Annotated in this window: 19 protein-coding genes; all 19 read left to right on the top strand. The window is 58.4% G+C overall.

Translation table 11 applies throughout. The features are described 5' to 3' along the window. The first annotated feature begins 523 nt into the window (after positions 1–523). Complete coding sequence (locus IE087_RS19795; RefSeq protein WP_229801479.1) at positions 524–1,126, top strand: acyl-homoserine-lactone synthase; 603 nt, start codon at positions 524–526, stop codon at positions 1,124–1,126. Positions 1,127–1,149: 23 nt separating this feature from the next. Beyond that, a complete protein-coding gene (locus IE087_RS19790) occupies positions 1,150–2,541 on the top strand; it encodes a B12-binding domain-containing radical SAM protein (protein ID WP_189371129.1) in 1,392 nt (463 codons plus the stop codon). Between the two features lie 38 nt (positions 2,542–2,579). Beyond that, complete coding sequence (locus IE087_RS19785) at positions 2,580–4,166, top strand: carbamoyltransferase C-terminal domain-containing protein (RefSeq protein WP_189371128.1); 1,587 nt, start codon at positions 2,580–2,582, stop codon at positions 4,164–4,166. A 14-nt stretch (positions 4,167–4,180) separates the two neighbouring features. Further along, positions 4,181–6,055 (top strand): asparagine synthase (glutamine-hydrolyzing), encoded by a 1,875-nt coding sequence (gene asnB / locus IE087_RS19780; protein WP_189371127.1) that lies wholly within the window; start codon positions 4,181–4,183, stop codon positions 6,053–6,055. Next, positions 6,045–7,238, top strand: coding sequence for a glycosyltransferase family protein (locus IE087_RS19775; RefSeq protein WP_189371126.1), 1,194 nt, complete (start codon positions 6,045–6,047; stop codon positions 7,236–7,238). The genes asnB and IE087_RS19775 overlap by 11 nt, the downstream gene beginning before the upstream one ends. Continuing rightward, positions 7,235–8,209: a hypothetical protein gene (locus IE087_RS19770; RefSeq protein WP_189371125.1), complete on the top strand. Its 975-nt coding sequence runs from the start codon at positions 7,235–7,237 to the stop codon at positions 8,207–8,209. The genes IE087_RS19775 and IE087_RS19770 overlap by 4 nt, the downstream gene beginning before the upstream one ends. A gap of 9 nt (positions 8,210–8,218) precedes the next feature. Further along, positions 8,219–9,889 carry a peptidase domain-containing ABC transporter gene (locus IE087_RS19765; RefSeq protein ID WP_189371124.1) on the top strand — a complete coding sequence of 557 codons (1,671 nt, stop codon included), beginning with the start codon at positions 8,219–8,221 and terminating at the stop codon, positions 9,887–9,889. A gap of 19 nt (positions 9,890–9,908) precedes the next feature. After that, on the top strand, positions 9,909–10,466 hold the full coding sequence (idi, locus tag IE087_RS19760; RefSeq protein WP_189371123.1) for an isopentenyl-diphosphate Delta-isomerase: 558 nt from the start codon (positions 9,909–9,911) through the stop codon (positions 10,464–10,466). Further along, positions 10,460–11,278 carry a metallophosphoesterase gene (locus IE087_RS19755; RefSeq protein ID WP_189371122.1) on the top strand — a complete coding sequence of 273 codons (819 nt, stop codon included), beginning with the start codon at positions 10,460–10,462 and terminating at the stop codon, positions 11,276–11,278. Before idi ends, IE087_RS19755 begins: the two co-directional genes overlap by 7 nt. Before the next feature lie 13 nt (positions 11,279–11,291). Further along, positions 11,292–12,131 (top strand): hypothetical protein, encoded by an 840-nt coding sequence (locus tag IE087_RS19750; RefSeq protein ID WP_189371121.1) that lies wholly within the window; start codon positions 11,292–11,294, stop codon positions 12,129–12,131. Next, positions 12,128–13,279 (top strand): glycosyltransferase family protein, encoded by a 1,152-nt coding sequence (locus IE087_RS19745; protein ID WP_189371120.1) that lies wholly within the window; start codon positions 12,128–12,130, stop codon positions 13,277–13,279. Before IE087_RS19750 ends, IE087_RS19745 begins: the two co-directional genes overlap by 4 nt. Next, entirely contained in the window at positions 13,267–15,129 is a 1,863-nt protein-coding gene (locus IE087_RS19740) for a 1-deoxy-D-xylulose-5-phosphate synthase (protein WP_189371119.1), read from the top strand. Before IE087_RS19745 ends, IE087_RS19740 begins: the two co-directional genes overlap by 13 nt. Beyond that, positions 15,126–15,788: a transglycosylase domain-containing protein gene (locus tag IE087_RS19735; protein WP_189371118.1), complete on the top strand. Its 663-nt coding sequence runs from the start codon at positions 15,126–15,128 to the stop codon at positions 15,786–15,788. Before IE087_RS19740 ends, IE087_RS19735 begins: the two co-directional genes overlap by 4 nt. After that, positions 15,785–16,573, top strand: a complete 789-nt coding sequence (locus tag IE087_RS19730; protein WP_229801478.1) for a glycosyltransferase family 2 protein — start codon at positions 15,785–15,787, stop codon at positions 16,571–16,573. Before IE087_RS19735 ends, IE087_RS19730 begins: the two co-directional genes overlap by 4 nt. Before the next feature lie 14 nt (positions 16,574–16,587). Beyond that, positions 16,588–17,397, top strand: a complete 810-nt coding sequence (locus IE087_RS19725) for a phytanoyl-CoA dioxygenase family protein (protein WP_189371116.1) — start codon at positions 16,588–16,590, stop codon at positions 17,395–17,397. Continuing rightward, positions 17,394–17,702 (top strand): hypothetical protein, encoded by a 309-nt coding sequence (locus IE087_RS19720; protein WP_189371115.1) that lies wholly within the window; start codon positions 17,394–17,396, stop codon positions 17,700–17,702. The genes IE087_RS19725 and IE087_RS19720 overlap by 4 nt, the downstream gene beginning before the upstream one ends. Then, a complete protein-coding gene (locus IE087_RS19715) occupies positions 17,666–18,988 on the top strand; it encodes a beta-barrel domain-containing protein (protein WP_189371114.1) in 1,323 nt (440 codons plus the stop codon). Before IE087_RS19720 ends, IE087_RS19715 begins: the two co-directional genes overlap by 37 nt. Before the next feature lie 12 nt (positions 18,989–19,000). Beyond that, positions 19,001–19,696 carry a sulfotransferase family 2 domain-containing protein gene (locus IE087_RS19710; protein WP_189371113.1) on the top strand — a complete coding sequence of 232 codons (696 nt, stop codon included), beginning with the start codon at positions 19,001–19,003 and terminating at the stop codon, positions 19,694–19,696. Beyond that, positions 19,678–20,197: glycosyltransferase (locus IE087_RS19705; RefSeq protein ID WP_189371112.1), on the top strand; the 520-nt coding region annotated here is incomplete at its 3' end. The genes IE087_RS19710 and IE087_RS19705, both read left to right, overlap by 19 nt.

Genomic DNA, 20,197 nt, shown 5'->3' with positions numbered 1-20,197 from the left:
TGAAGCCTGATTGATGGTGTTCTGGGCAGGGTTGACTGCGAATTCCGCACAATTTTTCATAGTCATTTTGACTTTCATAACCCGCATTTCCGCTTGGTTCGTTCCCTTTGGCGTGCGTTGGTTTCAAGGTTTGAGCGTGTCCAACGTGACGGTTCAACCTTGGTGGCACCGGTCGATCAATGCGCATGTCCTATGTCGAACCGGACCTCGTTGAGGCAGAGCTAAGGCCACAGATTAATAGAACTTTCTTGACGCTTTGTCCGGCAAGTTTAAATAGGCAATTCGAAGGCGCAAAGACTGCGGGTTCTTCTTTTCCTTGTTGATACGAAATGCCACCTGTGGCCTGAGTCTGTGCCCGTGGTTTGATTGGATTGTCTGTCGCATAAACCTCGTAATTTTACGAGGCGACCCCCAAAAGAGACTTTCTAATGCTTGTTGGTAGCCCGTAAGCCAGCAGGACGTTTCAATGATTGAAGCCTTTAGAGCCTCCCAAATTTCCGCACATATCCCACTGGCTAAACAGATGTTCGCGCTGCGAGCACGGCAGTTCAAACATCGACGCAATTGGAGCCTGACCGTCGTCGACAACGCAGAGAAGGACCGGTTTGACGACTTGGACCCTCTGTATATTTGTGTCACCGATCAGGGCCGACTTCTTGCTTCGTTGCGGTTGCTGCCGACAACCGGCCCAAACATGTTGCGAGACGTGTTTCCAGAAGTTGGTGCGCCATCAGGCCCTGTCCGGGATCCGTTGATCCATGAAAGTTCGCGGTTCTGTGTCGATACGGAAGCAGTGCGGAACTATGGCCTTGACGGCATCAACCATGTGACCCGCGAGCTGTTGACCGGTCTGTTCACGCACGCTTTGGACACGGGGCTGATCAATATCGTGTCGGTCTATGATCTGTATCTAGAGCGCATTCTGCGGCGCGCAGGCTGCCGGTTTGAGCGGCTTGGTGCGGTGCACAGATACGATGGCCTTGCGACCGTGGCGGGCCTTTTCGAAGTGTCGCAAGAGGTGATTGACGAGCTGCGCCCCGAGCCGCTCGTCAATCCCGCCGAGCTTTCGCCAACGCTGGGCGTCGATCTCGCCAATCATGCCATCACCGCTGCGCGCGCCCTGTAACCCTGAACACTAGGAAGGTCTTCATGAAGGTTGCCCTGATCCGAAACTTTGACGAATGCCTGAACTCACGACAGGTGAAATTCATGCAGCGACGGGCGGGCGTTTTGCCCCATCTCGGCCTTTGCTACATCGAAGCTGCGCTGGAGCGTGCAGGCCATGAATGCACCACCGTTGACGCGCAGGCGGAAGGCCTGACATCGGAAGAACTGCATGCCCGACTGTCGCACCTGAACCCTGCTTTGGTGGGCATTACAACAACCACGCCCGGCGTTCCCGGCGCGATCGAGGCCGCCAAGATTGCAAAATCCATTGGGGCCAAGGTGATTTTGGGGGGACCGCACACCGAGGTCTTCGCGGCAGAGAACCTTTGGCATGATTGCATCGACTATGTGGGTGTCGGTGAGGGCGTTTCGATCATGACCGAGCTTGCCGACGCGCTTGAGGCCGATGAGCCCATTGACCAAATCCGTGGGCTGGTTGGCCGGGGCTTTAGCAACATGGCGGCCCCCATGCTGAACCTTGAAGCGATGGGGTGGCCTTCGCGCAAGTCCACCGATTTGCGCCTGTTCCATTCGATTATGGCCAAAAGCCCCTTTGCGACCATGATCTCCAGTCGTGGGTGCCCGTTCCAATGCAGTTTCTGTTTCAAGCAGGCCGTCGACAAGAAATCCATGTACCGCTCGGCCGAGGATGTGGTGGGCGAGATGACGAAGCTTGTCCAGGACCATGGCGTGCGCGAGATCATGTTCTACGACGACGTGTTTACGATGAAGAAGAAACGCGTCTACGAGATTTGTGACTTGATCCGCAAAACCGGTCTCAAGGTCCGATGGGAGGCCCCCACGCGGGTTGATCTGGTTGATCCCAAGATGCTGGAAGCCATGGCATCCGCCGGATGCATCCGCCTGCGGTTTGGTGTCGAGTCAGGAGACGAGGACATCCTGCGGCGCATGCGGAAGCGCGCCGACCTGGACGAGATACGGGATGCGATTGTCGCGACCAAGGCAGCGGGTATTCAGACATTTGCCTACTTTATTGTCGGCTGGTTGGGCGAGAGCGAAGAACAGTACCTCAAGACCCTCGATATGGCATGCAGTTTGCCCATCGATTACGCGAGCTTTTACACGGCGACCCCATTGCCCGGCACGCAGCTGCACCGCGAGGCGGTTGAAGAGGGCAAGATCGATGGCGAGTACTGGCAACGCTACATTCGCGGTGAGCCGGTAGACCGGATTGATCCGCTTGTCGCCGGTGCCGAGGCCCGGTCGCAACTTGCCTACAAGAAATTCTATCTGCGCATGCGCAAAACGCCTCTTCTTATGCGCCATCTGGTCAATCCAAAGACCTTCCGGAGTGTCGCGTCTGGGCTTGCCATCCTGCTGAAAGCAAACAGCAACTTCGTTCGAGACATTTGATGATCCGCCACCTCAACTAGACCGCAAGGAGTATCGCAATGCTCACTTTGGGACTACATTCGCTTGGCCATGATACAGGCGTTTGCCTGTGGGATGAGGGCGAGCTTGTCTTCACAATGGAGACGGAGCGGCTGACGCGTGTGCGCTATGAAACCCGCGTCGATGCTGCTCTCAAGGCCGTGCGCGCGCATCCGTCCTTTGATCCGAACCGGATTGGGCGCATTGCATCAAGCAGTCATTTTCGCAGGAACATCCTTGATGTTCCACAACCGGACCTGGCTGAGCGTGCGCTGATTTCGGAGCGAAAGCTTCACTACAACACGGTCAGTTCCATGTTCGGGCGGGATATTCCCTGCACAATCGTCTCACATGAAGTGTCCCATGCTGTTCTGGGCCTGCACGAGGCGGGGTGGCGTGATCGCACATTGATCCTTGTGAACGAGGGCAGGGGGGTCTTCTCGCGCAACGCTTTGTACTTCTATGCGGACGGGCGTTTGCAGCTTGTGGATTGGAACCTGATGCCGTGGTTTGGCACAGGCTTCGGGTGGAGTTCGGTCGGGTACCTTGTTGGCTTGGGGCGTCATCCGGGCGTTGCCGGGAAAGCAATGGCGCTTGGTGGTTTTCAGGGGCCTGGTGCCCGCGAAAGTGCGGCTTTGCGCGATGTTGACCCCTGCATTGCCGATTTGTCCGAACCCGACCAGACGCAACAGGCGGACCGGTTGCTGGGTGAGCTTGGCGGTTCACTTGATTTCGATGGCAAGTGCCGCCTTGTGGCGAGCCTTCAGGATTTGTTCGTCAGTGCGATCATCGGGCGCGTCACCGAGGCGGTGGGTGAACACAATGCGCAGGCCGTGGCCCTGTCCGGTGGTTGCGCCCTGAACATTGTGGCCAATTCGGCGTTGCGCAATGCGCTGAGCGTGCCGCTGTTCGTACCGTCAGCCTGCAACGATGCGGGGCAGGCACTGGGTGCGGCCTTGTATGCACAGATGTTTGTCGACGGGGTGCAACCCGGTGCGTTTGCCCTGTGCGCGCTTGGCGATCCGGTGACGCCTGAGACAGCGGCGCGATTTCTTGCGCAACGCGGGATGTCCTCTGTGGACGCGTCCCCGCAGCGGGTGGGCCGCATGTTGGCCGAGGGCAAGGTGATTGCAGTTGCGCAGGGCCAGTCCGAAATCGGGCCGCGGGCCCTTGGCAATCGGTCGATACTGGCCGACCCGAATGTGCCAGGGGTCAAGGAACGGGTGAGTGAGCGTCTGAAGGGGCGCGAAAGTTTCCGTCCGCTTGCCCCGATCATGCGGGAAGAGACGTTTGCCCGTATTCTACCCGGTCGGCCGGAGTCCCCGGCGATGCTGTTTAATTTCGATGTCACGGGACTTGGCTTTGGTGCGGCGGCGCATGTCGACAACACGGCGCGCATTCAGACCGTTTCCCAAAGCCAGAACCCCTTTGTGCACGCGGTGCTTGGTGAGTTCGAGCCGTTGTCGGGATCGCCGGCGCTGATCAACACGTCGCTGAACTCTGGCGGTCGGCCCATTTGCCTGACCGAAAGCGATGTTTTCGACGATTTCCCGTCCGGCACTGTCGATGCCTACGTCCTTGCCGACCGGCTTGTGGTGGCATCCTAGGGGGATCGCAGTAGATGTGTGGGATCATCGGACACTGGGCGACGAACGCACTGGATCAAACCGATCCGGATTGGTGCGAACGCGAGCTTGGGCGTCTCGCACATCGTGGTCCGGAAGGGCAGCGGGTGCTGAAGGGCAAGAATTTTGTTCTGGGGCACGCGTTGTTGTCATTTCACGACGATGCCAGCGCTGCCCAACCGTACCAAAGTGACGATGGCAATATTGTCGTTGTGTTCAACGGAGAGATCTACAACTACCACGTGCTGCGTGATGCATGGTGTTCTGCGGGCGGGGTTCTGAAAACAACATCCGAATGCGAATTGATCGCAGCGCTGTGGCGGCGCGATGGTGAGGGCGCGCTCCGGCTGTTGCGGGGCATGTTTGCGCTGGCCATCGTGGACCAATCACGTGGTGCCTTGATCCTTGCGCGCGACTACATTGGAAAAAAGCCGCTCTACTTCACTCATGACCAGTCTGGGGTCCATTTCGCGTCCGAAGCTGGCCCGCTTCAGGCGGCGCAAACGCGCGGATCCCTGAATGTCGATGCGCTGCGTGATTACTTCTTGCTGAATGCTGTGCCTGCCAACTGCGCGTTGGCGCGCGACATAGACAAGGTTTCACCCGGCGAGGTGGTGGTCATTTCCGACAATGGTCTGACCCGAGCGCGGTACTGGCAGCCTGCTTCGGACAAGGCACCCGTGACCGAGCGTGGGTGTTTGGACGGCAGTGCAGCGCACCTGGAAACGTTGTTGCGCCGGTCGGTGTCGCAGCGTCTTCGGTTTCAGGACAACCGAAAGGCCATTCTGTTAAGTGGCGGGCTCGACTCGAGCCTAATCGCGGCTCTGGCCGTGCAGGAACAGGCGCGTGATCATCAAATCACGTGTTACACGGCGACGTTCGACAACGACGACAGCGGTGATCTTGAGCATGCTGCACTGACCGCGCGGCAGCTCGGATTGTCCCATGTTCCCGTGCATCTCGGGAGCGAAGATCTCAATGCGGGCATTGATCGTTTTCTTGCGCCTTTGGACGAACCGATTGCTGATCCTTCGTACCTAGCCATTGCCGCGATCACCGGTCAGGCGCAGGGTCATGTAAAGGCGTTTTTGACGGGCGATGGCGCCGACGACCTGTTCATGGGTTATGCGATGTATCGCGCCTTGGGCACCCTGAGGTCGGTCGAGAAATTCGACCCATCGGGGCAGTTGTCGCGGCGGTTGCTTAGGGCTTTGCCGTTTGGACGGTCCGGGCGTGACATGGGCCCCGGACATGTTGCGCAGATGCTGGTGCGTGCGCTGGGGGTGCCGGATGGCCTGAAATTTCGCGCAGCCGCGTCTGCGTTTGACCCGGTTGAGCTGTCGAACATTCTGCTGCCTGACATCGCATTTGCACAGGCTGATCAGCCTGGTGGCGACGGGCCCGAAGCACTGCGCCGCGTGATGCTTGGCGATTTCCTGCAATCGCGGATTCTGCCCAAGTTGGACCGGGGCAGTATGATTAACGGGATCGAGTTTCGCTCGCCCTACCTGGATCAGGACGTGGTTGAATTCGCCTTTGCATTGCCGCTTGAGCATTTGCTGAAGCGCGGCAAGGGCAAGCAGATTCTGCGGCGCATTGCCGAGGCGCATCTCGATCCAAAGTTGTTGAAACGCAAGAAACGCGGCTTCCGGCTGCCGATGGGTCGGCTTTTGCGCTCGAGCTTGCGCGAGCGGATTTGTGACACGCTGAGCCCTGCCACCGTGCAACGGGGTGGCCTGTTCCGGCCCGAGGCCGTGTCGAGCTTGCTGTCACGGCACATGCGGGGCGAAGCCGATTTGTCGAAACAGATCTGGTCGTTGTTTTGCCTGCAGCTTTGGCAGGACACATGGGGGATACGTCATGTCGCTTGATGCAGGTACAGCGCGTCGGTCGCGCGTATTGATCTTTTCGTCCCGTAGCTGGGGTGAGCTGGGAAATCGTTTGTCGGCGAAACGGTTGCAATCGGCCCTGGATCAGTCCGGGCTGTTTGACGAAATCGAGCATGAGAGTTTCGAGGACTTCTGCCCCTATTTCGCAGAAATCGGACAGCGGATACGCGGGCTTTCGCAGTCGGCCGACAGCCCACAAACACGGCGGGCTCAATATGACGCTCTGATTGCTGAGGTTCACAGTTCAGTTGAAAGCGGGAAACTGTCCAGCGACGAGTTGGGTTTCGGAAAGGTGCGGGACCGGATCAGTGCCGGTGCCCCGGACGTTGTCATTGGAACGAAGGGGCTGATTTCACGCCTTGTGTGCGACGCGCTTGGTCCGGCGCGTGTGCGAGGTCCGCAGGTGGTGAATTATGTCACCAATGATGGGCTTTTGACCCTGCCGGTGCATGTGAGTGCCGCGCCTGATCTGCAGATTGTTCAGACAGAGGCGGGTGCGCGGCGTCTGCTGGCGGCGCTGCCGGAGTTGGATCCGGACAGGGTCAGTGTGATGGGTCCGATGATCTCTGCCCCATCGTTCGGGATGCAGGTGCCTCTTAACCTGGGTTTGTTCATCAATCGTGGTGGGGACGAGTATTGGCCGCTGATCGAACGTTTGGCAGATGCAGGTCGCGGGCTTGAGTTGCAGATCATTTGCAGCGGCAATGACCGTTTGCTTGACCTTATTGTTCGGTTTGCGCGGTCCAGAGGGCTTGCGTGGCGCATCGATGGCGCATTGCCCGTAGATGAATATCTGTCCCGGCTTGATGATCTTGCCCAGCTGGAGCGCAGGGCCTTTATTTGCAAGTCCGCGCCATCGACGGTGTTCGAGGCGTTGGCGCGCGGTATCCCGGTTCTGGCTATGGATTCCGGGCTGCCGATGGAAACCTGGGTGGGCGAGCTGGTTGCCGACACAGGTCTTGGTGGATTTTTCCGTGACATGCCGGCGTTGGTGACGGCGACAGAGCGCTTGGTGAACGGTGACGACACGCTTGTCACGACGGCGAAGGCGGAAGTGCCCGGTTTCATTCGCGACGTGCTTGGCGCGTTCCGGACTGGTCCGCGGGTGTCGCGACTGATCTCTCAAATGCCTTTCAAACCTCTACAGGAGATTGCCCAACCATGACCGTTGTCTACGTATCCGATGTATTGGAAAGAGTGCTGGACGCGGGAAAGACGCGCGCAGCCGTGCGCAACCATTGCAAGGTCATACTGCGTGGTGTGCCGCAATTGCCGGAAACCGAGCTGGAGGATTGCCTGCATTACATCGCGGGCAAGTGCATGGGCTATCCTGCGATTTGGCTGGTCGAACAGGCTCTGGACCTGAATGAAGAGGACATTGGGTCGGTGATTGATCGGGCGTCGGGGCCGTTGTTCATCAGCCTCACGACATCCGTTACGGATGATTTCCTGGACGGGGACGAACGGATGTCTCCCGGTCACATGATGCTGGTTTACCTGCTGATCTTCGAGGCGCTGCGCCGCCCGCAATGGTTCTTTGGCCGGCAGGAAGATGTCTTTCTGCGTGAAGTGTATCCTCTCATTCCCGGTTTCGTGAACGAGGGCAAACCGCAGCCGGAACCGCAGACCCTGGCCCGCCTGAAGCGCATGGCGCAAGCGGGTGAACGCCGCATCGGCGCGTTCCACGAAACCATTGCCCACGCGATGACATGTGACAGGCTATCGCCGGAACGGTGCAACGATCTGGTCCGTTTGGCCGGGAAGTTTGGCGATTGGTGTGCACAGCTTGACGACATTTTTGATATCGAGGTGGACATCGAAGCGGGCGCAAACACGACCCGACCGATCGCTCTCTTGCAAGGGCGGCACGCGCGGCTGGCCCGTGCCATTGCCGCCCGCGATGTTTCCGCCTGTGGCACGGCCATCCAAGCGGAGGATTTTCAATCAGAACTGATCGCTGCGGCGCGTGAGCGTCTGTTGGATTTGCGGGATCAGTCGGAGCAGGCCGGGTACAAGCGGCTTTCAGACCGTCTGACGGCGGCGTCGGAGCGTGTTGAAGGAGCGATCCGTGCGACCCGTAGAAAGATCGAGGCAACGCGTTTCGTGCCCGAAATGGCCCAGCCCATGACGGTTTGAGTGACATCGATGGCCGCACCAGGAAAACTGACCCGCCACGGGTTAAGCACGCTGATCGCGATTTCCATGATTGGAACGTTGGTCAGCTTTGCGTTTCCCCTGGCGCTTGGTGCGACTGTTGATCGTGTCATTCCCCACAAGGCGTTTTCCACGTTGTCCGTCATCGTCATGGTGCTGGTGATTGCAGGGATATTCGAAGCCATCATTACGATGCTGCGTGGTCAGATCGTGGCATTCAAGGCTGCCGAGATGGCGGCATCCTACGGTGACGCGCTTGTAGACACGACGTTCCTATTGCCGAACTCCGACTTATTGGGCGAGTCCGGGCGCCAAATCTGTGCCCAGGTCATTTCCCTGAATTTGTATCGAAACCACCTCAAGGAACTGATCACCTTCCTGGTGAACATGGTCTTTTCATCGACCTTATTCGCGGTGGCTCTTTTCGTGGTGAATGGGACGCTTTTTGCGGCCGTACTGGTTGGGTTCGCGATCCACTTCCTTATCTACGCGGCCTTTCGACCATTCGTTAAGCCGGTGGTGCGCGCGTCTCTCAAGGAATACGACAAGTTCGTCAGTGACCTGCAAAGCAAGGTCCAGGCGATCGAGACGCTGCGTGCCTTTGGGCTATCTCGTCGTGCGGCAGACGGATTGCGGGAAAGTTCGGAACAGGCCCTGCGGCAGGGTATGGACGCGTCGCGTGCAACAATGGCAGCGGCAGGTGCATCGAAGATGGTTTCGCGTGCTGTCGAAACGGTTGTGATCTTCATTGGCGCGTCAGCCGTGATGCAAGAAACCATGTCGCTTGGCGAACTCATTGCGTTTCAGATGTTTGCGTCCCGCCTGTTCGAGCCATTGTCGCGTTTGCCGAATGCCTGGGAGCACTACCAGCGCATTTCAGAATACACCGAACGCTGGTCAAACATCCTTGCGCGGCGCACCCGTCCGGCATCGGCGCGCATGCTGGAGTGCGAGCCCGGCACGTCCCCGGCCCTTGCGTTGACGGATGTCGAATTCCGATATGATGGTCGTCCGCCCATCCTGGAGAAATTCTCGCTTCGGATCGAACAAGGTGAAGTTGTCTTTGTTCTGGGGCCATCGGGCAGTGGCAAGAGCACGCTCGTGCGGTTGTTGACCGGATTGCTGGAACCCAATGCTGGCCGCATCGAGATTATGGGCCAGACGTTGGACGAAATCGACGAGAGTGTCCGGAAGCGTTTTGTTGCCTGTGCCCTACAGGAACCCGTTCTGCTGACAGGGACAATTTCCGAGAACATCACGGCATTTGATTCCGGGATCAGCCAGGCGGCGATCCAGTCGGCGGCGCGTTGCGCGGGTGCGGAAGCATTCATTGAACGCCTTCCGGATGGATATGACACCAGCATTGGTGCGCATGGTATCGAGCTTTCGGGTGGAGAGCGGCAACGGCTTTGCCTTGCGCGGATGCTCGCGGCCCAGAGTGGGCTGATGATCCTTGATGAGGCGACCACCGGTCTGGACCGCAATTTGGAGATCAGGACCCTCAAGGCGATCATCGATGGCCGCAAGCCGCATCAGGCGTTGCTGATTATCACGCATCGGGAAGACCTCGCTGAACTTGGGACGCGCGTTTTGCGGCTCGATGGCGGGCATATCGTGTCTGATCTGGCGCCCAGCAACCGGGTGCAGGTCGGACTGGTTTGAAACTGCAGGAGAGTATGACGTGACGGAGAACGTAATTTTGGTCGATGAGAACGATGTCGAGATCGGGACCTTTGGCAAACGCGCGGCGCATCTGGGCGACGGAAAACTGCATCGCGCCTTTTCCGTACATCTCGTGGACAGTCAGGGGCGGCACCTTGTTCAAAAGCGCGCGGCGCAAAAGATGCTGTGGCCCGGATATTGGTCCAATGCATGCTGCAGCCATCCTGCGCCGGGTGAGCAGATTGAAGATGCGGCCTTTCGTCGGCTCGGTGAAGAGCTTGGTCTGCGCGCGCGCAGCCGTCGTCTGTACAGTTTCGAATACCACGCCCGTTTTGGATCGGTCGGATCCGAGCATGAGCTTTGCCACGTTTTGATTGCCCGGTCCGATGACACGCCAGTGCTGGTGGCAGAAGAGGTCGAGGACGTCGCTTGGATGCCGCGTCAGGAGCTTGCGGAGTGGATGTCGCGGGCCCCCGAGCAGTTCACGCCCTGGTTCCGGATGGAGTGGGACCGCCTGTTGGCCGATTTCCCGGATTTCGATGAACCGCTTGCAAAGCAAAGGATACCCGCATGCTGATTGCCCACCTGACCGACTTTCATTGCATGCCGGACGGCGCGCTTCTTGGAGGAAAACTTGATTCAAGAGCATTGGCAGCGGATGCGGTGCGCACCGTTACCGGCCCCGAATTCTCGCCAGATGCTCTGGTTGTGACGGGGGATTTGACCCATGACGGGTCGCTGTCGGCGATGCGTGCGGCGCGCGCGGCGACTGATTTGTCGGACATCCCGGTGTTCGTCGTGCCGGGCGGGCATGATGATTACGAGACCTTCGCCAAGGTGTTCCCCGAGCATGTGATGATGGGAAATGACACCCGTCCCGTGCTGCGTGCAGAAACCGTCGGAACGCATCGTTTTGTTTGCATCAACACGCTTGGTGAGGGGGAGCTGCCCAATTGGACGGAAGCAATGTCCGAAGAGTTGGACACCGTTCTGTCGGAAGAGCCCGATATGCCGACGGTTGTGGTGCTGCACCACCCACCGTTCCAGTGCCAGATTCCGGTGTCCGCCTATTGTCAGGACCCCACGGTGACCTGGGCAAGACCGCTTCACGCCACAATCGCGCGCCATCCGCAGGTAAAGCTCATACCCTGCGGCCACGTCCACCGTGTGTTCCAGCGGATTTGGGCGGGTGCCCTTGTCAGTTCAGGGTCAAGCACAGTGGTGCAGGTTGATCCGAATTTCAGCGATTTCTGGACCTCTGCGGCAGAGGACAGGCGCAACTTCTCTCTTATTCTCGAGCCGCCGAATTTCCTTCTTTACCATTGGGACGGCTCTGAATTCACCGTCTTTAACCTACCACTCAAGCGCGATTTCCCGCGCGTCGCCTGAACGGAGTTCTGGGATGAAACAGACATCAACTGACATCGAAAACGCCATCCATCTTTTTGATACCGAAAGCCGCAGCGCGCTGGACCTGATGATGTACGAGGCCAATGACGTGATGGAGAGAATGGGTGTGTCGCAGGAGCTGGTCACCTATGTCGGAAAGCGCCGCGGCACGACGCGCAAACTCTATCCAGCGGCAGCTTGGTTGCGAGACCCGAAACTGCGTCTGCAGCTTGGCACGGCGAGTTGCCTGCATTGCCTTGGTATCAAGATCCTCGATGATATCATCGATGCGGATACGCCCTATGCCAATCGCGAACTGATGGTGGGGACGGAACTTTGCGGGCGCGCCTACGAGATGATGGCGTCGCATGATGTTCTGCAGAAATTCTTTCTGGATTACAGCGACCGATGGATGCCGCTGTGGCGGCACGTGACCAAGGAACCTGTTACGGACATTGTTGATCTGGCGGCGTGGGAGCGTTCGACCAATGCCAAGGCGGGCGATATCATCGCGTTCTATGCGCATTTTGCCCTGGCCGTGGATGGGCGTTTGGACTTGTTCGAAAATGTGCGTCCGGCGTTGCGGGGCCTTGGTGTCATGTTCACGGTGGTGAACGACTACACGGGTCGGAACAAGCCAACCGAGGCGCATTCAAACCTGTTTGCACTAATGGCGGCGGGCCGTATCGACCCCGATGATGTGGTCGAGCTCATGGAAGAGTACTATCGCCGCTTCGAAGAGGGGATAGCGGCGACACCGCCTGAGCTGAATTTCTACCAACCGATCACCGAAACCTTCCATAGGTTCCGGACGATGCTGGCCAAGGGACAGCTGGAAGAGACGGTCGGATGACCGCAACCGCTGTGCCATTGAACTGGATGCAGCGCAGTCTGGCGCGGGGGTTCCGATGTACGCCGCCGCCCGCTGAGGCCGTGGTCTGGAACAGCGCACATTATGCGACCGGTGCAGAGGCGGTTACTGGCGGTTTTGCCGTGTTTTTGCCGACGCTTGGCAGGCGGTTGGATGCATCGACCTGCGACCGTATCGCGGCAAATGTCGGAGCAGAGGTGACTGAACTGCAGCGCCTCGGTTTTGACGTCTCGCTTTACGTCATTGTTCAGTATCTGGCGAATGAAACGAGGTCCGGGGCCGAGGCGGCGCGCCGCCGCCTTGTTGACCGGTTTGCCAAGCTGTTGACCGAGACTGGTGCGTCCGTCGACTTGCATTCGGCAGTGATGCGCGGGCCGGGCAAAGTTCAATCTCTGAACGCCATGATCGAACATGCGCAGGGCACCCTGCCGGAAGCGGCGATTTTGCTTGATGACGATGTTGACATGGAGCCGGGCTGTCTGGCCGCACTTGTTGATCGCTATGGGCAGATGGATGCGCCAGTTGCGATTGGGGCCACAAAGATTGGCAATCCGGCCGATGACCGTGGGTCGCGGCTCCTCCATTGGGCCAAGAGCCACACAGCCCCGGCGACACAGTACCCGCATGCATGCTGCATGATTGTTACGATGTGCGTGATTGCAGATGGGTTTCCGCCCGATCTTAGCAGTGATGACGGGTTCATCTGTTTTGAATTGCTTGATCCGGCTGCGCCCAATCCGCTGGCCCGTCTGCAGCTAGATCCGCGCGCCCGTGTTCATCACGTGGTTGGTGGTGAGCGTGGCGACATCATTCGGCGCATTCGCAGGATGCTTCTTAATCACTACCAGTTCTTGTGCAGCTACAGCTGGGACAAAGGGCAGTTTTATTGTCGGGACCTTTTGTTTTTCGGGTTCTGGCCTGTCGGCAAGCGGTTGTCAGAGGGTACGTATCTGGCCCGGACGCTGCGCTGGTGGCTCAAGCTTCTGTATTTCACGTGGTTCGTATCCATTGGCATGGAACTGGCGTTGCGCGCGCTGATCAGGCGCCCGATCCGAATGATCCGCTGGGGTGCGGGAACGGAAGACAAACAGAAATTTGGTGAATTGGGAGGAGTGACATGGAAGACCTGAGCGTCTCTGGCATGCTGGATATGATTGAACTTCCAAGCGGTCTTCGAGAATTGGATGAAGAAGATCTGTCGCGTGTCGCGGAAGAGTTGCGCGCTGAAACCATCGCGGTTGTCGAGCGCGTTGGTGGGCATCTTGGCTCCGGGCTTGGCGTCGTTGAACTGACCGTTGTTCTGCATGCGGTTTTCGATACTCCGCGAGACAAGTTGATCTGGGATGTTGGTCATCAGGTCTATCCCCACAAAATGCTGACCGGGCGACGGGACCGGATGCCGACACTGCGGCAGAAGGGCGGACTGTCCGGCTTTACGAAACGGGCGGAAAGCCCTTTTGACCCATTCGGAGCAGCCCATGCCGCAACCTCCATTTCGGCTGGCCTTGGGTTTGCGATGGCGCGGGACCTTTTGGAAGATAAAGGTTCTGAAAAGCCAATCGGCGATGTCGTCTGTGTGATTGGCGACGGGGCACTTGGCGGTGGTATGGCACTGGAAGCCTTGAATCACACTGGAGATCTTGGCGCCCGGTTAATCGTCGTGCTGAACGACAATGGTATGTCGATTGCCCCAACAACCGGTGCGTTGGCCGGACATCTCAAACGGGTCCGCGCAGGCGAGGTCGCGCCGTTGTTCGAGGAACTGGGGTTCCGCTCGGTTGGGCCTGTTGACGGGCACGACATTGGCGATCTGCATCGGTCATTCAGCGAAATACGCGACGATGCCTCACCGGGACCCGTTCTTGTGCATGTGGTGACCGAAAAAGGAAAGGGCCACGCGACCGCAAGCGACCCAGATTGCGGTCACGCCTGCAAGCCGCAGCCGTCTCGTCCCCGGACCGTGGCAGCAGTGCCCCAATGTGCCAAAATGCACCGGCAGCCCTATACCGAAGTGTTTCGCAATACGCTTGTCGACCTTGCTGCCACTGATCCGCACATTTGTGCAATCACTGCGGCCATGCCCGGCGGAACCGGCCTGGACCGTTTTGCCGACGCCTATCCGGATCGTTTTTTTGACACCGGGATTGCGGAACAGCATGCTGTCACGTTCGCGGCAGGGTTGGCTGCTGGTGGTATGAAACCGTTTTGCGCAATCTATTCGACATTCCTGCAGCGGGGGTATGACCAGATTGTTCACGATGTAGCGCTGCAGTCGCTGCCGGTGCGCTTTGCGATTGATCGTGCCGGTTTGGTGGGCGCGGATGGTCCGACACATGCCGGCGCGTTCGATCTGGTTTACCTGTGCGCGTTGCCCGGTTTCACGGTTATGGCGCCGTCGGATGGTGACGAACTGCGACGCATGGTCGTGACCGCGTCCGCGATGGATGATGGCCCGAGCGCTGTGCGTTACCCGCGCGACACGACAACTGTAAGCGAAACGCGATCAGCACCGCTTGCGATTGGTCGAGGCCGGCTTTGCCGGAATGGTGGGGATGTGGCCATCTTGAGCCTCGGCACATGTCTTGCCAACTGTCTTGCCGCTGCCGACGCGCTGTCCCTGCTTGGTATCGAGGCAACCGTGGCGGACGCACGGTTTGCACGGCCGATTGATGTCGACCTTGTGGCGCAGCTTATGCGCCACCACCAGCTGGTCTTGACGGTTGAAGAGGGCGCCCGTGGTGGGTTCGGTGCACAAGTTGCCCATCTGGTACAGGCGAACAGCCTGGACAGGTACGGGGCCGTGCTGCGCAGTCTTACGTTGCCCGATCGTTTCATTGACCATGGACCGATCAAGGAAATGCAGGCGGATGCAGGCATCGACAGCGAGGCGATTTCGGCGGCTGTGGCAATGCATTTCTCCGACAAACGCAACGGAAGTTCACATGCCAGTCGCCGGTTTTCTGAAGGAATCACACTATGAAAAAACCTGTGCGCCGCGCCACTCTGACGCTCGCGCTTTTGGCTTTGACCGGTTTGGTTGCGTTTCAGGGCTGGCGTGTTTGGGTCGCACATGATCGGCTGGATGTGGCATTTGCGCCGTATCGCGCGGACAGTGTTGATCTGCTCCGGTGGGGGGACCTGACGGAATGGCAGCAAGATGCCCTGATTTTGATCGAAGACCCGGCGTTCTTTGAGCATTCCGGGGTCGACATGGCCACCCCAGGTGCAGGCCTGACATCCATTCCGCAAGCCATTACCAAAAAGCTGTTCTTTGAAGATTTTCAGACCGGCTTTGCCAAGATCGAACAGAGCCTGATTGCACATTTCGTCGTGGCGCCAAACGTGTCGAAAGAAGATCAACTGACGGCATTTCTGAATGTGGTCTACCTTGGCCGACGAGATGGGCAGGCCGTGTACGGGTTCAGGAATGCGGCTGATGTTTTCTTTGGTAAATCTGTCGCCGACCTTGAACCGGACGAGTTCCTGCGTCTGACAGGTGCCTTGGTGGCGCCGCGTACTTATGCACCTGTTGCCGGAAATTCTGCGAGCGACGAGCGTCTTGCGCGGCTCCAACGCTATGTCGCGGGTGATTGCGCGCCGGACTCAAACAGCGATGTGTTGCTTGAGGCGTGCCAATGACTGATGGGCGTGTAACAGTTTTAATGACCCATTATGGGTCTGGTGAATATCTGGCGGACGCATTGCGGTCACTGCTGGAACGGCAGACCTGCCCGGACTTTCACTTGATCCTGGTGGATGATGCGAGCCCCGGACATGACTGGCACGCCGCCATAGCGCCGTGGCGCAGTGATCCGCGTTTGCGGCTGTATCGCAGTGATCGAAATGTTGGAACGTACCGGCTGCTCAACCGATGCCTCGCTATGGTCGAAACCGAGTTCGTAAGCATACACGATGCGGACGATGTCAGCGCGCCTGAGCGCCTGGAGCGGCAATTGGCGTATCTTGATCGCCACCAGAGTGTGGGTGTTGTGGGTTGCAGTTATTACGAGATCAACGCCACAGGCTTTCTGGGGCGCCGCGTAAACATGCCGCGAAACGTCAATCTTGCAGAACGGCTGGGCAAGAAGTTCACCATTCTGCATCCGACTGTAATGGCACGGCGTAGCGTCTACGAGGCGTTGGGCGGCTACGATGGCACGCGCCGCTGCGCAGCCGATCAGGATTTTTTCATGCGCGCCATCCGCTACGGGCCGGTGCGCAATCTTGCCGAGCCGATGTTTTTCTACCGGCGCCACGAGGCCGCGATGACAAGCAGTCCGACCATTGGCCTTGGGTCCGAAACACGCCGAACCTATGCCGAGGACATAGCGCGCCGCCGGGTTTTGGCACGCCAAGGCACGCAGCAGACAGCTGCGTTGCGCGCCCCCCAAAACGATATCGACTTCGCGTTCTTACCGCTTTGATGGAGAGAAGAGACATGATCGAAAAAACTGCGCAGGCTGACTTCGAGAGAGACGGATTTATCAATGTCCACGAGGTGTTCCAGCCATCCGAGATCGTAGATGCCCGCAATGAGCTGGAGCGGCTGTACCGAGATTTCCCTGTCGGGACCGCTGCGCGGTTGGTGCCCTATCATCCCGATGGGATCGACGCTGGACAAGCGCGTATTGATCACCCGCATCTTGTCAGCCCGTTGATTGACTCGTTGCTGCGTGCGCCAACCTTCTGCGATGCGGTGCGTTCGATTCTGGGGGTGAAAACGGTTCAGGTCTGGTATTGTCACGCCTTGCGCAAACCGGGTGCGACGGACAGTGCAAACCATGTTGGATGGCATCAGGACGGGCAATATGCATCTTTCCTGACCGGCAGTTTCATAACGGCCTGGATTCCGCTGGTCGATATCGCGGCGGACTCATCGCCATTGATCTACGTCTCGGGATCGCATCGCCAAGGTGCGCTAAACGGCAGTGGGTTCTCGCACAAGGCCACCCTGGAAGAGCTTAAGTCGTCGATCCTCAGCCACAACCGGGTCGAATGGCGCGAAACAATTGCAACAGGTCCTGCGGGGTTCGTTTCGTTTCACCATTCCGATGTCCTTCATGGCAGCGCTGGCAACGAGGGTGGCGGCGTTCGCTATTCCATAGCGTGTCATCTGCGCACCGAACGGAACCGCTTGCTTCCAGAAAACGACTACAAGGATGCTGTATCACAGATCAGGGATACCGAACTGTCTCCGGTGGTCTGCGGCAGTGTTGATGCGCTCGACTTCGGCGGAGTGACGGCATGACGGCATCAGTTTTTGACGTCTGGGCTGACAAGCTGTTGACGCGGCTATCGGAACGCAACGTTGAACATACCGACCGGGCGCGGCAATTGCTTGTCATGGCGATGGAGGCGCAGACGGTGGACGGTCCGGGTGCAAGCCCCGAGCGGATCGTTGCGTGGCTGGATCGCTTTCCGCTCGACGACATCGCGACACTGTATGTCACCAAGTACAATGCGCGGCGCCTGACCTTTAATCGCTGTGTGCGTTTGCTGGCTGATCTGCACGAGTTGTGGATCGACGCACGCATGCCCGAACCGGTGGTGTAACGGTGTTCAGCGCTTCGGATATCTCGCGTCAAGTTGCAGTGTCGCGTGCGATGTACTGCCTGTTCGGTCTTGCCGCCGGAGCGCTGCTGTTCACCAAGGTCGAAGTCGTCGTGACGGCCCATGGACGCTTGTCATCGGACAACATCCAATACTTCGTCGACAGCCCAAGGGACGGTCAGGTCGAACAGGTGCTTGTGCGCAGCGGTGCGCGTGTCAAACGCGGCACGCCACTATTGCGCTATGACTGTGCATTCGAAGAGCGTGTTGCAGAACTCAACATACTTGAACGGCTCGAGATTGGTCAGCAGCTGCGCAAGGAGTTGGACAAGGCTGCGCTTATGCTGCCAACCTCTCAGGCGCAATCGCTCGAAGACCGATTGAGTCAGCGCTCCGAAGCCTTGACAGCTTCGCTGCGCGATGAGGTTGCACGGTTTCGCGACAGGGTCGAAGATATGCAGACCCGAACCCGTCTTGATGATCGAAAATATGCAGTTGCCGAAGAGATGGCCCGCCTGGAACGAGACAGGGCGGAACGCATGCTTGCGCAGCTTCGCCGCGAACGCGCGCGATTGAGTGAGTTGGCCGAACGAGGTTCTGCGGCACAGGTGGCACTGGAGAATGCGACGGATGCCGTTGCGGATGCCGAGGTCATCCTTGTCACCCGAGCATTGCAGATTGAAAACACGGAAATCGAACGGCACCGGACCCGGCAGGAACACCGAGAGACCTGGATAGAAATGCAGGCGGATATCGTCTCTCGGCTGACGGAACTTGATCAAAGGTACACAGCGCTGGAACAAATCCAGGCAGAGCAGGATTCTCAACGGCAGTTGTGCAGTGTCATTGCACCCACGGACGGAGAAGTCTTTTGGCTGAAGGACATGTCCCCGAACAGTTTCGTCGAATCTGGAGAACAGTTGGGTAAGTTGGTGCGGACCGACGTGCCGATCGTGGCCGAAGCCGTATTGCCCGAGAACAACATCGCGTTTGTTGCCGCGGACCAGCGCGCCAACTTGCGCATCAACGGGTTGCCATTTGTGCGCTATGGCATCCTGACGGGACGGGTGACATTCGTGTCGCCGGATCGTGCGGAAAGCGACAGGTCGTCAGGCTACACGATCAACCTTGCAGTTGATGACAGTCCTGAATGGTTGATTGAATCGGGCGCACGGCTGGTTCCGGGTATGGCAATCGAAGCGGATATCGTCGTGGGCGAACGCCGGGTAATTGAGTACCTGACCGAGCCACTTCAGCAAGCTTTCCAAACCGCTTTCCGCGAAATCTGAGGGGAGAGTCGAATGCCAAGGTTTTTGTCTCGAACCAATGACCTGGTCATTTCAACCTCTTACAAGGTCATGTATTCGACCCTCGTTGCCAGCCCGGACCTCTGCCAGATTGCCGAGCGTGAGGCGCGGCGTCTTTTGCGGCGCGCAACACCCCCGCGCCATGTTGTGCTGGCACGCAACCCGTATGACAGATTGCGTTCCTTTTATCGCGACAAGCTTTTTCAGGATTTGAACGGACGGGAAAAGGCCCCTTTCCAGTGGTGCCAGAGGGCGATCCTGCGCAGGCTGGGTCTTTGGCCTTTTGGGAGCTACGACCGCAAGCTGGCAGCGCTGAAGTCGCTGACGTTCAAGGACTTCCTCGGCTTATTGCCAAGCGTGGTTGGCAACGGGCATTTGCGTCCGCAAGTGTCCCTGTTGACCAGTGGGCGACAACCGCTTCCGCCCCCCGACGTCGTGCACCGCATAGAAGACGGTTTGGACGTTTTGATCGAAATGGCGCCGTTGTTTGCAAATTTGGGTCGGGCCAACGTGACCCATGATCGCGTTATGTCTTTGCCGATAGAAGGCAGAGCTTTGATCAACGTCAACCGACTGTATGCACAGGATTTCTGGCGGTTTGGGTATCTGCCGCAACCGGATCGGACCAGAATAACGCGTGCGCGGGACAATGCCACGGATGAGGGAAGCCCATGCGCGTTGCATTGGTAACCAGTTGTTTCTCTCCGATGGTTGGAGGCATCGAGCGGTTGGTGCAGGATATGGCTGCTGAAATCGCCAAAAGTGATGACGTGTTGGTCGTCACGCGCAAAGATCAGCGCCCGTCTGCTCCGGTTCGATATGCGCACACCGGGTTGGAGGGTCTGGTGTCTTGCCAGACCGTTCAAGAGGTCGCCGAAACAGGCTGTCGCCTGCGGCAGCGATTGAGCGATTTTGGACCGGATATCGTGCTGTTTTGCGACGCTCTGCCCCTTGTTCATGCAGAAGCGATTGCCGGAATTGCGCCGACAGCGGCGATTGTTCATGGAAATGATCTGACGTCACCGTGGGCGCTTTGGCCAGAGGACCCACGACCTGCCATCGAAGCCGGACTGAAAAGCTGTGGCATGGCATGTGTGCTGTCCAGCCATGTGGGTCGCCTTGTGTCCGGCGTTGCGCCGCACCTTAGGGTGCAGCAAATCCCGGCTGGCTGTGACCGCTCACGTTTTTTTT

This window comes from Tateyamaria omphalii (assembly GCF_014651375.1).
In the GTDB taxonomy this organism is placed as follows: Bacteria; Pseudomonadota; Alphaproteobacteria; order Rhodobacterales; family Rhodobacteraceae; genus Tateyamaria; species Tateyamaria omphalii.
The sequence above is the reverse complement of the archived record's forward strand: the minus strand, read 5'-3'. Positions and strand labels throughout refer to the sequence as shown.

Excerpts from the sequence above, each read along its gene's own strand:
- IE087_RS19795 (WP_229801479.1), top strand. The coding sequence starts at position 524 with ATGTTCGCGCTGCGAGCACGGCAGTTCAAACATCGACGCAATTGGAGC.
- IE087_RS19790 (WP_189371129.1), top strand. The coding sequence starts at position 1,150 with ATGAAGGTTGCCCTGATCCGAAACTTTGACGAATGCCTGAACTCACGA.
- IE087_RS19785 (WP_189371128.1), top strand. The coding sequence starts at position 2,580 with ATGCTCACTTTGGGACTACATTCGCTTGGCCATGATACAGGCGTTTGC.
- asnB (WP_189371127.1), top strand. The coding sequence starts at position 4,181 with ATGTGTGGGATCATCGGACACTGGGCGACGAACGCACTGGATCAAACC.
- IE087_RS19775 (WP_189371126.1), top strand. The coding sequence starts at position 6,045 with ATGTCGCTTGATGCAGGTACAGCGCGTCGGTCGCGCGTATTGATCTTT.
- IE087_RS19770 (WP_189371125.1), top strand. The coding sequence starts at position 7,235 with ATGACCGTTGTCTACGTATCCGATGTATTGGAAAGAGTGCTGGACGCG.
- IE087_RS19765 (WP_189371124.1), top strand. The coding sequence starts at position 8,219 with ATGGCCGCACCAGGAAAACTGACCCGCCACGGGTTAAGCACGCTGATC.
- IE087_RS19755 (WP_189371122.1), top strand. The coding sequence starts at position 10,460 with ATGCTGATTGCCCACCTGACCGACTTTCATTGCATGCCGGACGGCGCG.
- IE087_RS19750 (WP_189371121.1), top strand. The coding sequence starts at position 11,292 with ATGAAACAGACATCAACTGACATCGAAAACGCCATCCATCTTTTTGAT.
- IE087_RS19745 (WP_189371120.1), top strand. The coding sequence starts at position 12,128 with ATGACCGCAACCGCTGTGCCATTGAACTGGATGCAGCGCAGTCTGGCG.
- IE087_RS19740 (WP_189371119.1), top strand. The coding sequence starts at position 13,267 with ATGGAAGACCTGAGCGTCTCTGGCATGCTGGATATGATTGAACTTCCA.
- IE087_RS19735 (WP_189371118.1), top strand. The coding sequence starts at position 15,126 with ATGAAAAAACCTGTGCGCCGCGCCACTCTGACGCTCGCGCTTTTGGCT.
- IE087_RS19730 (WP_229801478.1), top strand. The coding sequence starts at position 15,785 with ATGACTGATGGGCGTGTAACAGTTTTAATGACCCATTATGGGTCTGGT.
- IE087_RS19725 (WP_189371116.1), top strand. The coding sequence starts at position 16,588 with ATGATCGAAAAAACTGCGCAGGCTGACTTCGAGAGAGACGGATTTATC.
- IE087_RS19720 (WP_189371115.1), top strand. The coding sequence starts at position 17,394 with ATGACGGCATCAGTTTTTGACGTCTGGGCTGACAAGCTGTTGACGCGG.
- IE087_RS19710 (WP_189371113.1), top strand. The coding sequence starts at position 19,001 with ATGCCAAGGTTTTTGTCTCGAACCAATGACCTGGTCATTTCAACCTCT.